This is a genomic window from Sphingobacterium sp., from assembly GCF_032065005.1.
GTDB lineage: Bacteria > Bacteroidota > Bacteroidia > Sphingobacteriales > Sphingobacteriaceae > Sphingobacterium.
Genome location: NZ_DAMBMM010000004.1, coordinates 41,448 through 55,420, shown reverse-complemented (window position 1 = coordinate 55,420; position 13,973 = coordinate 41,448). Strand labels below are relative to the sequence as shown.

11 protein-coding genes are annotated in these 13,973 nt (G+C 42.4%); 3 read left to right on the top strand and 8 right to left on the bottom strand.

What is annotated here, in order from left to right:
* Positions 1 to 14 precede the first annotated feature (14 nt).
* Positions 15 to 1,514: a RagB/SusD family nutrient uptake outer membrane protein gene (locus RT138_RS07705; RefSeq protein ID WP_313190204.1), complete on the top strand. Its 1,500-nt coding sequence runs from the start codon at positions 15 to 17 to the stop codon at positions 1,512 to 1,514.
* 83 nt (positions 1,515 to 1,597) lie between these two features.
* Here the strand turns inward: RT138_RS07705 and RT138_RS07700 are convergent, their stop codons facing one another.
* The 7 genes from RT138_RS07700 to RT138_RS07670 all read right to left on the bottom strand — a co-directional run bounded on the left by RT138_RS07700 (position 1,598) and on the right by RT138_RS07670 (position 8,189).
* Positions 1,598 to 1,834 (bottom strand): hypothetical protein, encoded by a 237-nt coding sequence (locus tag RT138_RS07700; protein ID WP_313190203.1) that lies wholly within the window; start codon positions 1,832 to 1,834, stop codon positions 1,598 to 1,600.
* Between the two features lie 815 nt (positions 1,835 to 2,649).
* Positions 2,650 to 3,351, bottom strand: a complete 702-nt coding sequence (locus RT138_RS07695) for an FkbM family methyltransferase (protein WP_313190202.1) — start codon at positions 3,349 to 3,351, stop codon at positions 2,650 to 2,652.
* A gap of 46 nt (positions 3,352 to 3,397) precedes the next feature.
* A complete protein-coding gene (locus tag RT138_RS07690) occupies positions 3,398 to 4,762 on the bottom strand; it encodes a pyridoxal-phosphate dependent enzyme (protein WP_313190201.1) in 1,365 nt (454 codons plus the stop codon).
* Positions 4,763 to 4,811: 49 nt separating this feature from the next.
* Entirely contained in the window at positions 4,812 to 5,651 is an 840-nt protein-coding gene (locus tag RT138_RS07685) for an AMP nucleosidase (protein ID WP_185210424.1), read from the bottom strand.
* Positions 5,652 to 5,719: 68 nt separating this feature from the next.
* The gene (gene clpX, locus RT138_RS07680; RefSeq protein ID WP_313190200.1) at positions 5,720 to 6,970 is read right to left on the bottom strand and encodes an ATP-dependent Clp protease ATP-binding subunit ClpX; all 1,251 of its coding nucleotides are present in this window, start codon (positions 6,968 to 6,970) and stop codon (positions 5,720 to 5,722) included.
* Positions 6,971 to 6,975: 5 nt separating this feature from the next.
* Complete coding sequence (gene clpP, locus RT138_RS07675; RefSeq protein WP_093098991.1) at positions 6,976 to 7,677, bottom strand: ATP-dependent Clp endopeptidase proteolytic subunit ClpP; 702 nt, start codon at positions 7,675 to 7,677, stop codon at positions 6,976 to 6,978.
* A gap of 41 nt (positions 7,678 to 7,718) precedes the next feature.
* Positions 7,719 to 8,189 carry a type I restriction enzyme HsdR N-terminal domain-containing protein gene (locus tag RT138_RS07670; RefSeq protein WP_313190199.1) on the bottom strand — a complete coding sequence of 157 codons (471 nt, stop codon included), beginning with the start codon at positions 8,187 to 8,189 and terminating at the stop codon, positions 7,719 to 7,721.
* A 72-nt stretch (positions 8,190 to 8,261) separates the two neighbouring features.
* On the opposite strand from RT138_RS07670, the gene holA reads away from it, so the two are divergent.
* A complete protein-coding gene (gene holA / locus RT138_RS07665) occupies positions 8,262 to 9,269 on the top strand; it encodes a DNA polymerase III subunit delta (protein WP_313190198.1) in 1,008 nt (335 codons plus the stop codon).
* A gap of 4 nt (positions 9,270 to 9,273) precedes the next feature.
* On the top strand, positions 9,274 to 9,840 hold the full coding sequence (locus RT138_RS07660; protein ID WP_313190197.1) for a hypothetical protein: 567 nt from the start codon (positions 9,274 to 9,276) through the stop codon (positions 9,838 to 9,840).
* Positions 9,841 to 10,781: 941 nt separating this feature from the next.
* Here the strand turns inward: RT138_RS07660 and RT138_RS07655 are convergent.
* Positions 10,782 to 13,952 (bottom strand): multidrug efflux RND transporter permease subunit, encoded by a 3,171-nt coding sequence (locus RT138_RS07655; protein ID WP_313190196.1) that lies wholly within the window; start codon positions 13,950 to 13,952, stop codon positions 10,782 to 10,784.
* Between the last annotated feature and the right edge of the window lie 21 nt (positions 13,953 to 13,973).

Sequence of the window (13,973 nt, the reverse complement as noted above, 5' to 3'; positions counted from 1 at the left end):
GCAGCTGAATTATTATGAAAAAAAGAAATTTAACGATATATGCTTCCGTTTTACTTCTAGCTCTTAGCGGATGTAAAAAGGACTATTTGGAAACCGCTCCAACTGACAAAGTTTCTCAAGATGAAATCTTCAGTTCGATAGCCAATGCTAACACAGCATTGAACGGTATCTATAGATTTATGTTTGAGCGTACAACCGTAGTGGATTGGAATGTTCAAAACAAACCAGGTGTTGGTGGTATCATGCTAGGCCTTGACTTTATGGGTGAAGACTTAGGGATCAGTGATGCAAACTGGTTCGGTTCTACCGGTGAAGGAAACTGGCAAGGTGGTCGTAATGACAACCATAAATTGACTGAATACTATTACAGAACTTTCTACAAAATCATTGGTGACTCAAACTTTATCTTGGATAATGTAGATGGCCTTCCAGGAACTGATGAAGAGAAAAACAACCTGAAATCTCAAGCTTTGACGCTTAGAGCTTATGCTTACTCCAATCTGGTTCAGCTTTACGCTAAAAGATACGATGCTAGCACAGCAAACGATCAGCTAGGTGTTCCTTTGGTATTGAAATCTTCAGATGGTGCATTGCCAAGATCTACAGTGAAAGAAGTGTATGCTTCAATCATCAAGGATTTGGAAGAAGCGATCAGTTTGAATGTTGAAAGTAGGGTAAACAAGTCTCATATCAACCTATATGTGACTTACGGTATGCGCGCAAGGGTTGCTTTGACCATGCAGGACTATCCTAATGCAATAAAATATGCTCAATTGGTCATCGAATCAGGAAGTTTCCCATTGATGAACCAAGATACGTACATGAAAGGATTCAATGATGCTCCTTCTATGTCTGAATTTATGTGGGCTTCTATGCCAACACAGGATCAGATGGATGCATTCGGATCTTACTTTGCACAGATCGCTTACAATGCAAATACCTCTTTTATGCGTGCGAACCCTAAGAGAATCAACTCTGCATTGTATGACAAAATCTCTGAAACAGATATCAGAAAGAAACTATGGGAACCAAAACCAACTGCGGCTAACTTCCCATTGCCATTGGCATCTTTCGCTCGTCAAGAGTATATGACTAGGAAATTCTCTATCAAATCACCAGGTGGTGCTTTGGGAGATGTTCCTTTGATGAGATCGGCAGAAATGCACTTGATCTTGGCAGAAGCTTATGCAAGCTCAAACCAAACAGCTAATGCACAAGAAGCATTGTTCAACTTTGTAAAAGTTCGTGACCTTGAAGCGAAAAAATCAACCAACACGGGTGCCGCTTTATTGGAAGAGATCTGGACCAACAGAAGAACAGAGCTTTGGGGTGAAGGTTTCAGATTCTACGATTTGAAACGTTTGAACCAACCATTAGACAGAACCGTCGTTCCTAACTATGCTCCTGGAAGTGTAAATGGAATCGTAAAGGTTGCTGCCGGTGCTAAAGATTGGCAATTCTTGTTCCCATTGGCGGAATTGAATGCTAACGCAGAAATCAAACAAAACGATTAATTCGGTTTGTAAATAATAATCTGGAAGAGGTTGTCTGAGGAGACAACCTCTTCTTTTTTTTGTGGAAGGAGGAATCTTCTTCGTTACTTTTGGAGCCCAAAAGTACCAAACCGACGAAGGAGCTCACGGATACCAAAAACAACTCGAATCCGTAAAACCTTCGGCTCATTTAAGATGGCTTTTCGCACGGTCATCCGCACATGAAAAGAATGCCTTGTTGTCGGGAATATCTTCTTCAAGATCATCCCATCTAAATGGATGATCTTGAATAAGCATTCCAAGGCCAATCCCATCGCACAGGGCAACGGCATTCTTTCCATTTTTCCGCCATTGGAAATGAGCCGGGGGCTAAAGGGCTTCCTTTGGAAGGTGAAATGTTTGTTTCTACAACCCGCAGCGTGGGTGAAATCTTTGTAGGAATGTGAACCGTTTTACGGCCAACGCCCAGCGGGGGTGAAATGTTTTTTAATAAATCTTCTAAAACAAACAGTTCTTTCGCTGTGCTCAAGATGACCACTACCCACAAAAAATCAAAAATAGATTCTTCGTTTCACTCTGAATCTCTCTTTATCGCATTTTGATTCTGAACGATCAGTGAAGAATCTGTACGGTTTACCTCTTAAAAATCCTGGCATCCTGTGCCGAAGGTACAGGAAAGTACGACAATACCTTGTTTTTTGTTGTTTAGGATTTAAGTAGGTGCTGTTCCGAGATGTTTCGTTCCTCAACATGACAAAAAAAGGGAAACCGAAGGTCAAGGAAATTACGTCAATGCTATTTTTTATTAATCTATTTGATTTTTGATGTTGTTCTGAGATCCTTCCTGCGTACACAAGATTGTCTTTTTGCGGCATACTGCCCTAGCAGGGCAGAATTATTTTAGAAAGGGTATTGAACAAAACAGGTGGTAACGAAAAAGCGATGTTCGATTAATCGAACATCGCTTTTTCGCTAATTCCAGGCTATCATGCCACGTCGGCTAAAATAATGGAACCCCGCTAGGATTCCATTTCTAAAATTTCAAAACCAACGCTTTTCATTGCCAGCCTGCTGCTACCTTTGTCTGCTTCAGTAAAGTTTTGGCTGATACTATTTAGAAATGCTTATAGATGGTCCTTTAATAAAAACAATCCTTTTACCCTTTCACCAAGGAAATTTCCTGGTAGGTATCAGAAATGGCAAAAATCCTATAGCCATGGTCATGCAGGAGCTTAAAGAATTTCTGTCCTTTTTCCTTACCATTGGGAAAGAACCTTTCGTGGGTTTCAACGAGGATTTGTTTGATGGGGATGCCGGAGTTTAGTATCCCTTCCATGACAGCGTATTCAGAGCCCTCTATGTCCATCTTTAACACATCGATGGATTGGTGCCCCAAATCGTTGGCAATCTCTTTAAACTCCTTTAAAAGCACGTCTACAGAGTCGTGTTCATCGACAAGGCTATGGTCGTAAACACTTCCGGAAACATGCTCCTTGTTTTTGGGAAGATGGAAGGTAACCATCTCCGTCTTTTCGCCCAATCCAAAAGGATGGAAATAAAACTGTTCTGGAGTTTCATTATTACGCACGTAATTGATAGACTTTGGGGTAGGGTCGAAGCCAAAAACCTTGGCTCCATGTTTGGCAATGATGGCTTTATCAAAAGAAATATCCTCACCAATGCCAAATGAATATACGATCGCATTATCGGGAACCAGGCTTGGATCGACATAAAAACCGCCATATCCATTGCCATACCATTCCTTTGCACGTTTTTCTTCTACGTCAATAAAAGCAATCTTTCCAATGCGCGCTTTAACCCAATATTCTAATCTTTTAAGTTTGTCGTTTCTTTCCATTCTTTGTGGTAGATTAATTTAAATATACCCAAAAAATGGAAAAATCCTAAACTTCTGAAATTGCGTTGATGATATCGTATTGGGTGATGATATTGATCCTTCCAAAATCGTCTTCGACCAATACCGCTTGGGTATCTTTATTGATCAATCCAGAGATCTTATCAATGGAGGTGTTCAGATCAACAAATGGAAAAGGTTTGGATGTAATCTCCTCCACTGCAGATGATTTTAACGATGGATTTTCGAGCAATGCCGAAAGGATATCCGATTCCGTAACCTTTCCGATTACCATACCCTGTTGGGTGACAGGTATTTGGGAAATGTTCAGCGACTTCATGATATTGAAGGTTTCCACAACAGTTTGGTTTGCATCTGCGGTGATGATGGCCTGTTCGCCACGTTTTTTGAGAATTGATTTTGCCGTCAGCTTCTCATCTTTTAGGAATCCTCTTTCGCGCAACCAATCCTCATTGTACATTTTTCCCATGTAACGAGAACCATGGTCATGGAAAATCACGACGACTACATCATCTTCTTTCAGGTCTTTTCCTAATTGTAACAAACCTGCCAATGCAGCGCCTGCAGAATTTCCGGCAAAGATACCTTCCTTGCGTGCCAGGTCCCTGGTCATCAAGGCTGCATCTTTATCAGTGACTTTTTCAAACAGGTCTATCAGTGAAAAATCAACATTCTTTGGCAAGAAATCCTCACCTATACCTTCGGTGATATAGGGGTAGATTTCATTCTTGTCAAATATGCCGGTTTCCTTATATTTCTTGAATACGGAACCATAGGTATCAATCCCCCAAACCTTGATGTTCGGGTTCTTCTCCCTCAAGTATTTTGCGGTTCCCGAGATGGTACCACCGGTTCCGACCCCTACGACCAAATGCGTAACCTTTCCTTCGGTCTGTTCCCAGATTTCCGGACCGGTCTGCTCATAATGGGCTTTTGAGTTGGAAAGGTTGTCATATTGATTGGCCTTCCAGGCATTGGGAACCTCTTTCTCCAATCGGCTGGAAACCGAATAATAGGAGCGAGGGTCCTCTGGATCTACGTTGGTAGGACAGACGATCACTTCAGCACCAAAGGCACGAAGGGCATCGATCTTCTCTTTCGACTGCTTATCCGTGGTGGTAAAAATACAGCGATAACCTTTTACTACTGCCGCCATGGCCAGGCCCATTCCAGTATTTCCAGAAGTCCCTTCGATAATGGTGCCTCCAGGTTTCAGTAAACCGGCTTCTTCAGCATCCTCAATCATCTTCAAGGCCATACGGTCCTTGATGGAGTTTCCAGGATTACTGGTTTCGATCTTGGCTAAAATAGTTCCCTTTAAATTCTCAGTTATCTTATTTAGTTTGACCAATGGTGTATTTCCAATGGTTTCTAAAATGTTATTATACCACATAGGTGAAGTTTTGTGTCTGTTTGTTGTCTACCACAAAAGTAGATATTTTTTAGAACTTCAGGTGTTTTACCGTTAAGCCATTGTTGATTAATTGCTTTAAGGCATCAATTCCAATTTTTACATGGGTTTCCACATAAGATTTGGTAACCGTCACATCAGATTTATCCGTTTTTACGCCTTCCGGTACCATCGGTTGGTCTGAAACCAATAATAGGGCACCAGTAGGGATCTTGTTGGCAAAGCCTACCGAAAAGATAGTGGCAGTCTCCATATCTACGGCCATGGCACGGATGCTCTTTAGGTACTTCTTAAACTGCTTGTCATGCTCCCAAACGCGACGGTTGGTGGTATAGACAGTACCGGTCCAGTAATCACGGGAGTGGTCCCTGATGGTAGTTGAGATGGCTTTCTGCAGAGCAAAGGCCGGTAGTGAAGGTACTTCAGGTGGCAAATAATCATTGGAAGTCCCTTCTCCACGGATCGCAGCGATCGGAAGGATCAGTTCACCTACATCTATTTTCTTCTTTAGGACCCCTGTTTTACCTAGGAATAGCACTGCTTTCGGATGGATGGCAGTCAATAGGTCCATCACGGTTGCAGCAACGGGAGAACCCATACCAAAATTGATGATGGTAATGCCGTCTGCGGTACAGGTCTGCATCGGTTTGTCCTCGCCCATGATCGGCGCGTCGCCATGCATCTGCGAAAACAACTTCACATAATTGCTGAAATTGGTCAATAATATATATTCCCCAAACTCTTCCAAGGGTCTACCTGTATAACGAGGCAACCAGTTGTTTACAATATCTTCTTTTGTCTTTAATCCTGCTTTAATAGGGGAGTTTACCTCTTCAATATTTTCTTGTTTTTCGTCTTTCTTCTTTGTCATAATTTCATCCTTTCTTAATAATTTCCTAATACAAAAAACCCTCGCGTGATTGGCGAGGGTTTAGATTTTTATGCGACTTGCAGTTTCTTAAAGTCCGTCTTAGCAAACTTGTTCTTTGCATAATCCAGACTGATCTGCAAGGTCTTGTCTTCTGAATTTTCCTTATTGCTCGGTGTTTCGAACATGGCATCCAGCATGATAGCCTCACAAATGCTCCGTAACCCACGGGCCCCTAATTTGAATTCCCAAGCTTTGTCAACGATGAAGTCATAAACCTCCGGCTCGAATGACAGCTTGATCCCTTCGTACTCAAACAACTTAATGTACTGTTTTACCAAGGCATTCTTAGGTTGGGTAAGGATATTCAACAAGGTTTCCTTATCCAATGGGTTCAGATGCGTAAGAACTGGCAAACGACCGATCAACTCAGGGATCAATCCGAAGTTCTTAAGATCTTGCGGAGTGATGTATTTGTATAAGTTGTTCAGGTCAATTTCCTGATCCTCATCTTTCATTTTATATCCAACAGTTTGAGTTCTCAATCTGTTTGCGATTTTCTTTTGGATACCGTCAAATGCACCACCACAGATAAATAGGATGTTGCTGGTATTTACCGAGATCATTTTCTGATCAGGGTGCTTACGGCCACCTTGAGGCGGAACATTGACATTGGTTCCTTCCAAGATCTTCAATAAAGCTTGTTGAACGCCTTCTCCCGATACATCACGGGTGATCGATGGGTTATCGCTTTTTCTAGCGATCTTGTCAATCTCATCGATATAGATGATTCCACGTTCTGCGGCAGCAACGTCATAGTCTGCAGCTTGCAGTAATCTGGTCAAGATGCTTTCCACATCTTCACCCACATATCCTGCTTCTGTCAAAACTGTAGCATCCACGATACAGAATGGCACGTTCAAGATCTTGGCAACGGTCTTTGCCAATAAGGTTTTACCTGTTCCGGTCTCTCCGACGATAATCAAGTTGGATTTTTCAATCTCGGTTTCATCCGACTCAACACGTTGGTTCAAACGTTTGTAATGGTTGTAAACCGCTACAGAGATGACTTTCTTCGCATCATCTTGTCCAATCACGTATTGATCCAAATGTTCCTTGATTTCTTTTGGACGGATTAATTTAAGAGCAGTTTGAATAGATTTATTCTTGCGTTGCTTAAGCTCTTCCGCCAAAATCTCCCCAGCTTGTTGCACACATCTGTCGCAGATATGCGCACCATCACCCGCAATAAGCATTTGCGCTTCATTTTTACTGATTCCGCAAAATGAGCAATGGATATCTCTATTGTTCGATTTACTCATTGTTATTATTTTGTTTCTTTCTTCTTCGGTAGCAATACCTCATCTATCATACCAAATTCTTTGGCTTCAGCGGCACGCATCCAATAATCACGGTCTGATGACTTCTCAACCCAGTCGTAAGTCTGGCCAGAGTGATCAGCGATGATCGTGTATAATTCTTCTTTTAATTTCAACATTTCACGCAGGTTGATCTCCATATCCGCAGCTACACCCTGTGCACCTCCTGATGGTTGGTGGATCATCACACGGGAGTGACGCAATGCTGCACGTTTACCTTTAGCACCTGCCACTAATAATACCGCACCCATAGAGGCTGCCATTCCTGTACAGATCGTTGCTACATCGGGAGAGATATACTGCATGGTATCATAGATACCTAGACCTGCATATACACTGCCACCTGGTGAGTTGATATAGATCTGTATGTCACGTTGCGCATCGGTCGATTGCAAGAACAATAACTGTGCTTGAACGATATTTGCAACCTGATCATTGATGCCATCGCCTAAAAAGATGATACGGTCCATCATCAAACGTGAAAATACGTCCATCTGAGCAACATTCAGTTGTCTCTCTTCGATGATGTATGGCGTTAGGTTGCTCGGAATTTGTTGTTGTAGTCTAGAAATGTAACCATCTACATGTTGGCTTCCAATTCTATGATGCTTGATAGCATACTTTCTAAATTCGTTTTTATCTATATTCATGTGATTCTTTCTGTCTTTATGCTACTAATATAATATTTATTTTAATATCCGAAATTTTCATGGCCAAAAGATGGCAGTTCCGTTATAAATGTAAATTTCTCCTCCTCGAAATCTATCCTGCAATAATAATGCTCAATTCCATTACTGACCAAAAGAAGGGGGATTTTATAAATACTGTTGTAATTTGCGATCTGTTCGAATGTTTTTTCGGTAATTTTGACAGACGGAGCCTTGAATTCTGCCAAAAGTACGCGCGATCCTTCTCGGTCATAGATCACCAGATCACTCCTTTTCTGCAGGCTGTTCAGCGATAGGCCGCCCTCGATCTTCATCAAGGACATCGGGTACTGGTAATGCAGGTTCAGATGACTGACCCAATGTTGTCGTACCCACTCCTCCGGTGTCAACAAAAGATGCTTTTTCCGCAGCTCGTCGAAAATATAATACTGATCCTGTTTTTTGCTGATTTTTGCCGGAAAGGGCGGTAAGTTCAAAGGAACCGGTCTAAACATTTACAAAATTACGAAATTTTCCAACCTTTTCCAACAAGCAAAAGTCTATGTATTTTCGTACTTTCGTACAGCATGAATGTCCAATCCATTTTATCCGATATAAAGAAAAAAAAACTCGCCCCAGTTTACCTACTGCATGGTGAAGAACCTTACTTTATCGACCTGATTTCTGACGCCATAGAACATACCGTCCTCGACGATGCCCAAAAGGGTTTTGACCAGTCCGTCGTGTACGGTAAGGATGCGGACTTCTCCAGCATTATCAGCATGGCCAAACGCTATCCCATGATGAGTGACCATCAGGTCATTGTGGTCAAGGAAGCGCAGAACCTGAAATGGAAGGATGATGAATTCCTGCAAAAATACCTGGAACAGCCAACTCCTTCAACCGTATTGGTTTTTGCCCATAAATACAGCAAGTTTGATAAGCGGAAAAAATCCTTTAAATTATTGGAGAAGGCAGGAGTGGTGCTGGAGTCCAATAAGCTCTATGAAGATAAGGTGGCCGCTTGGATCAATGAACAGCTGAATGCTACAGGGAGAAAGGTGCATCCGCAAGCAGCTGCGCTGATGGCGGAGTACTTGGGCACCGACCTATCTAAGATTGCCAATGAAATCGAAAAACTGCAACTGAATATTCCTGCAGACAAAGAAATAAGTACTGTGGATGTGGAGCAGAACATAGGTATCAGCAAGGACTTCAATGTTTTTGAATTGAATACTGCACTTTCTAAGCGGAATGCGCTGAAAGCTTTCCAGATCGTGGATTATTTTGCTGCCAATCCAAAGAGTAACCCGATGCCGGTGGTGATCGGTTCGCTGGGTACCTATTTCACCAAGATCCTGAAATACCATTACCTACCCGATAAATCGTCCGCCGTGGCTGCCAAGCAGCTTGGGGTACATCCGTTTTTTGTCAAGGAATACGAATATGCCGCTAGGAACTTCAATAGAAGGAAAACCTTTGAAATCATCCATCTTATCAAGGAATTCGACCTGAAATCAAAAGGAATGAATGTGGGACACCTGACTGAATCCGGTGATCTGTTGACCGAACTGATCTATAAAATATTAAACTAAAAACATGCAAAAGCTATTTTCTCTTCTTATCCTGATGCTGATCAGTAGCGTGGGTTTTTCCCAAAGCTCCTATTATACCCTAATCCAAGGTGGTGGAAATCTGGGCCTCCGTAACCCCGGTTATGAAGGCACCTTCAATGGATATTCCCTACATTTTATTTTCGGAAAGAACTTTGATGATAAAGCCTATTTAGGGCTAGGGATTGGAAATGAAACCTTGAAAGGAGATTACAGCAAATCTGGGGAAGTAGCAAATGCCGAAGGAAGAAAATCCAAATATGACCGTAACCTTTTTCCAATATTCATAGATGCAAGATTGCCAGTGAAGGATTTTGGACAAGCATCCAGAATCGGTTTCTTGGCAAATGCTGGTTATTCTGCGAGTATCGGTCCGGTCTATGATAAAGGCTTTATGGGCAAAGCAGGAGTCTTTTACCTTTTTGACTCCCTAAGCAAAACCAAATTCACGGTTTCAGCAACCTATGCCTACCAACAACTGCATGGTAGTTTTTATACCAGCAATTTCGATCACCAACATCTGAACCTTTCTGTGGGGATTATGCTGAAGTAATTCGGGACCTATCGGTTAATGGGATATTTGAATCAGGATGGAAGGGATGGGAGGATGGGCCAAGATCATTTGCGGTATACCATTCAGCAAAAAATAGCAAAATAATCTTGGTTTATTTATCCTGTGCTGAGTATTGACGGTTAGCGACGCCGAGATGCCGATTGACCTTCGGAATAGATCTTGGGCCACCCTCTTATCCTTTGAATCCTGGTTCAATCCCCGATCTTGGTTCATCCGAAGTATCTCGGAGCAATGCAAACCTTTAAAATCAAATACAAAATAAATAGTATTGACGTACAGTTCTTCTATTTTAGATAGATTGTTTTCTTCGATAGTTTGTATTAGCGTACAGTTCCTGTACCTTCAGTACAGGATGACAAGATCCTAGGGAGGTGAATCGTACAGATTCTTCACTGATCGTTCAGAATTGGAAGTAAGCAAAATAATCTTGGTCTATCCTCTTATCCCTTCCATCCTGGTTCATGCCATGATCTTGGTCTATCCTCTTATCCCTTCCATCCTGGTTCAAAACCAACAACCATACAACCAACCCCTTCTACCTATTCAAAATTCCTTAACATGGAAAACTCGCTTCTTCCTTGAAAATTGTATAGATTTAATGCATCGCACTTCACAATGAATTTTCCGATTCCATTTTTGTTGAAATCAAAAATTAAAAATTTTCAAGATCTTTTGGACTTCAACCGGACCTTATTCGAGACATATATTGAAAATTCCGAATATGCCTCGAATGAGAGCAAAACAAATCCCGAAGCTTCTTGCCAAAAACTTCCTTAATTTTTTCAATTTTCTTTCCGTCATCCATGTTTGGTTGCCCTATTTGACGGATGCCTTCTGATTTAAAGTTTCGGGAAGATATCAAACAAAAAAGGCTCGTTCATTGCTGAACGAGCCTTTTAAAAATATGGAGTTAAACTAAATTAGTGCGCACTTAAGCTTTTCTTTTTCTCCTCATCGAAACTAGCTTCCAATTCTGCTAATTTCTTTTTACCATAGGCCATTCGTGTAATCACTACGAAAAGCACCGGTACGATAAAGATGGCAAGAAAAGTCGCTGCGGTCATACCTCCGAATACGGTCCAACCGATAGTTTGTCTTGATACAGCACCTGCACCTGTGGACAACATCAATGGGATAATACCTAAGATAAATGCCAATGAGGTCATGATGATCGGACGGAGACGAAGTTTGACAGCGTCTAACGTTGCTTCAACCAGGTTCATTCCGATATCCACACGTTCTTTGGCAAATTCCACGATCAAGATCGCGTTCTTGGCCGCCAAACCGATAATGGTAACCAAACCAATCTGTGCATAGATGTTATTGTCCAAGTTAGGTAATAGGGTCAATGCCAAGATTGCTCCGAAAATACCTAATGGTACAGATAACAGGATGGAGAATGGTACGGACCAACTCTCGTATAATGAAGCCAATAACAAGAACACGAACAAGATACAGAGCGCAAAGATCTGAATGGTTTTGCTACCCGACTGTTTCTCTTGCAGGGATAGTCCCGAGAATTCATACGAATATCCATCGGAAAGGGTCTGAGCAGCTACTTCCTCCAATGCGCGGATGGCATCACCGGATGAGTAACCTGGACCGGCCTCTCCAGAAATCTGGATCGAACGGAAAATGTTAAAGTGGTTGACGATCGAAGGGTTTGTTGTCAGTTCATATCGCACTAAGTTTGAGATAGGCACTGGTTGACCCTGAACGTTTTTCACATATAATTTATTGATGTCTTCGATATGCATACGGTAGCTGGTATCTGCCTGTGTTACTACACGGAAGTTACGGCCGTATTTGGTGAAGTCATTCACATAGCTACTACCTAGGTAAGAGGATATGGTGCTGTAGATATTAGAAACGGGTACACCCATACGTTTAGCCATTTCACGGTCTACCTGTAATTTGTAGTTCGGTGAATTACTGTTGAAAAGGGTATAGGCCATTCCAATTTCAGGGCGTTGGTTTGCAGCGGCCAAGAATCGGCCTACCATTGCTTCGAAATCTTTGATATCAACGGTCTGTCTATCCTGGATCTCCATGGTGAAACCACCCGCAGTACCCAAACCTGGGATTGGCGGCGGAGTCGCAGCAATTACAGTAGCCTTCGAATAGCCACGGTATTTACCCATGATGGCACCAGTGATATCAGATACGGTTTTCTGTCTTTCATCCCATGGTTTTAATGATACGAAAAGGGATGCACCGTTTGGCTTTGCAGAACGGTTCAATAAGTTCATACCGTTGATGGAAGTCACATAATTGATTTCCGGGAATTCCTTGCGAAGATCGTTCGTCAATTCCGTCAAGACTTCTTCGGTACGTGCACTGGATGCACCTTCTGGTAAGCTGACCCCCATAAAGAAGATACCACCATCCTCATTAGGGATAAATCCGGCTTTCTTAGCGGTAAACATCCATCCAGTTCCAACGAAGATACAGACCAGGATAATCAATACCAGTGGAGCCGATTTAATCGCTTTTTTCACTCCTTTGGAATAACGGTAGGTTACCTTGTCGAACCAAACGTTGAATTTATAGAAGAATTTGTTCAGACCCTTGGAGTCCTTTGTTGTTGCCGAAGGTTTCAACATGATCGAACATAAGGCAGGCGTCAGGGAAAGTGCGATAAATGCCGAAAGCATTACGGATACAGCAATGGTAATCGCAAACTGTTGGTACAGTTTACCGACCATCCCTGGGATAAACCCTACCGGAACGAACACCGCTGCCAAGATCAGGGCAATGGCAATAACCGGCGCTGTAATATCCTTCATGGCACGCATGGTCGCTTCTTTCGCATCCATCTTATAATGGTCGATATAATGTTGGACGGCTTCCACCACAACGATGGCATCATCCACTACGATACCGATGGCGAGTACGAATGCCAACATCGTTAAGTTGTTGATCGAGAAGCCAAATAAGGTAAAGAAGATAAATGTACCCACAATGGATACTGGAATCGCCAATAAAGGGATCAAGGTTGCTCTCCAACTTTGTAGGAAGAAGAAAACCACTAAGGTTACCAAGATCATGGCTTCGATTAGGGTATGGATTACGGAACTGATGGAAGCGTTTACCACCGATACAGTTTCATAACCTACAACATAATCTACACCTGCAGGGAATGATTTCTTCAATTCCTCCAGGGTTTTATAGATACCATCGGCAGTTTCCACCGCATTACCACCTGGAGTTTGGGAAATCATCATACCCGATGCTGTATTTCCATTTACCTTGTTGGTAATACCGTAGTTAAATTGTCCAAGTTCTACTCTGGCTATATCTTTCAAAAGCACGATGGAACCATCGGCATTTGTTTTTACTACGATGTTTTCAAATTGGTCCACTTCCTCCAAATCGGAGTCCATTACGATTGGGTATTCAAATACCTGCATGTTTTCCTGAGGACGGGCACCTACCGAACCACCCGGCATACGGGAGTTCTGTTCTTGGATAGCTGTATTGACATCTGCTGGAGACATCCCGATGTTGGCAAGTTTATTGGCATCTAACCATACACGCATGGCGAACGGTTGACCGAATGCTTGCACATCACCCACACCAGGGACACGCAATAAGGCGTCTTTCAGGTACAGGTTGATGTAGTTGGATAGGAAGTTGATATCGCGGCTACCATCTGGGGATACCAAGGAAACCATCATCAAGATATCGGTATTAACCTTACGCGTGGTCACCCCTAAACGGCGTACAGCCTCTGGCAATACGGGTTCTGCGATACTCACACGGTTCTGTACGTCCAGGGTTGCGATATCGATATCGGTACCTACTTCAAAGGTTACCGTGATACGTGAACCACCATCGGAGGTTGAGTTGGAACTCATATAGATCATTCCGGGCGTACCGTTGATCTGACTCTCGATAGGAGTTGTTACTGTTTTTTCTACTGTTTGCGCATCCGCACCTGTATAGGTTGCTGAAACCGATACAGTAGGGGGAGCAATATTGGGATATTGACTGATAGGTAAGGTTGTGATCGCGATAACCCCAATGATCGAAATCAAAATGGATACCACCATCGCCGTTACCGGCCTTTTTATAAATACTTCTGAGATCATTCGTTAATTATATTTTGTGGA

Coding starts and splice junctions, on each gene's coding strand:
- RT138_RS07655 (WP_313190196.1), bottom strand. CDS start 13,952: ATGATCTCAGAAGTATTTATAAAAAGGCCGGTAACGGCGATGGTGGTA.
- RT138_RS07690 (WP_313190201.1), bottom strand. CDS start 4,762: ATGTGGTATAATAACATTTTAGAAACCATTGGAAATACACCATTGGTC.
- RT138_RS07660 (WP_313190197.1), top strand. CDS start 9,274: ATGCAAAAGCTATTTTCTCTTCTTATCCTGATGCTGATCAGTAGCGTG.
- RT138_RS07695 (WP_313190202.1), bottom strand. CDS start 3,351: ATGGAAAGAAACGACAAACTTAAAAGATTAGAATATTGGGTTAAAGCG.
- clpP (WP_093098991.1), bottom strand. CDS start 7,677: ATGAATATAGATAAAAACGAATTTAGAAAGTATGCTATCAAGCATCAT.
- RT138_RS07685 (WP_185210424.1), bottom strand. CDS start 5,651: ATGACAAAGAAGAAAGACGAAAAACAAGAAAATATTGAAGAGGTAAAC.
- holA (WP_313190198.1), top strand. CDS start 8,262: ATGAATGTCCAATCCATTTTATCCGATATAAAGAAAAAAAAACTCGCC.
- RT138_RS07705 (WP_313190204.1), top strand. CDS start 15: ATGAAAAAAAGAAATTTAACGATATATGCTTCCGTTTTACTTCTAGCT.
- clpX (WP_313190200.1), bottom strand. CDS start 6,970: ATGAGTAAATCGAACAATAGAGATATCCATTGCTCATTTTGCGGAATC.
- RT138_RS07670 (WP_313190199.1), bottom strand. CDS start 8,189: ATGTTTAGACCGGTTCCTTTGAACTTACCGCCCTTTCCGGCAAAAATC.
- RT138_RS07700 (WP_313190203.1), bottom strand. CDS start 1,834: ATGGAAAGAATGCCGTTGCCCTGTGCGATGGGATTGGCCTTGGAATGC.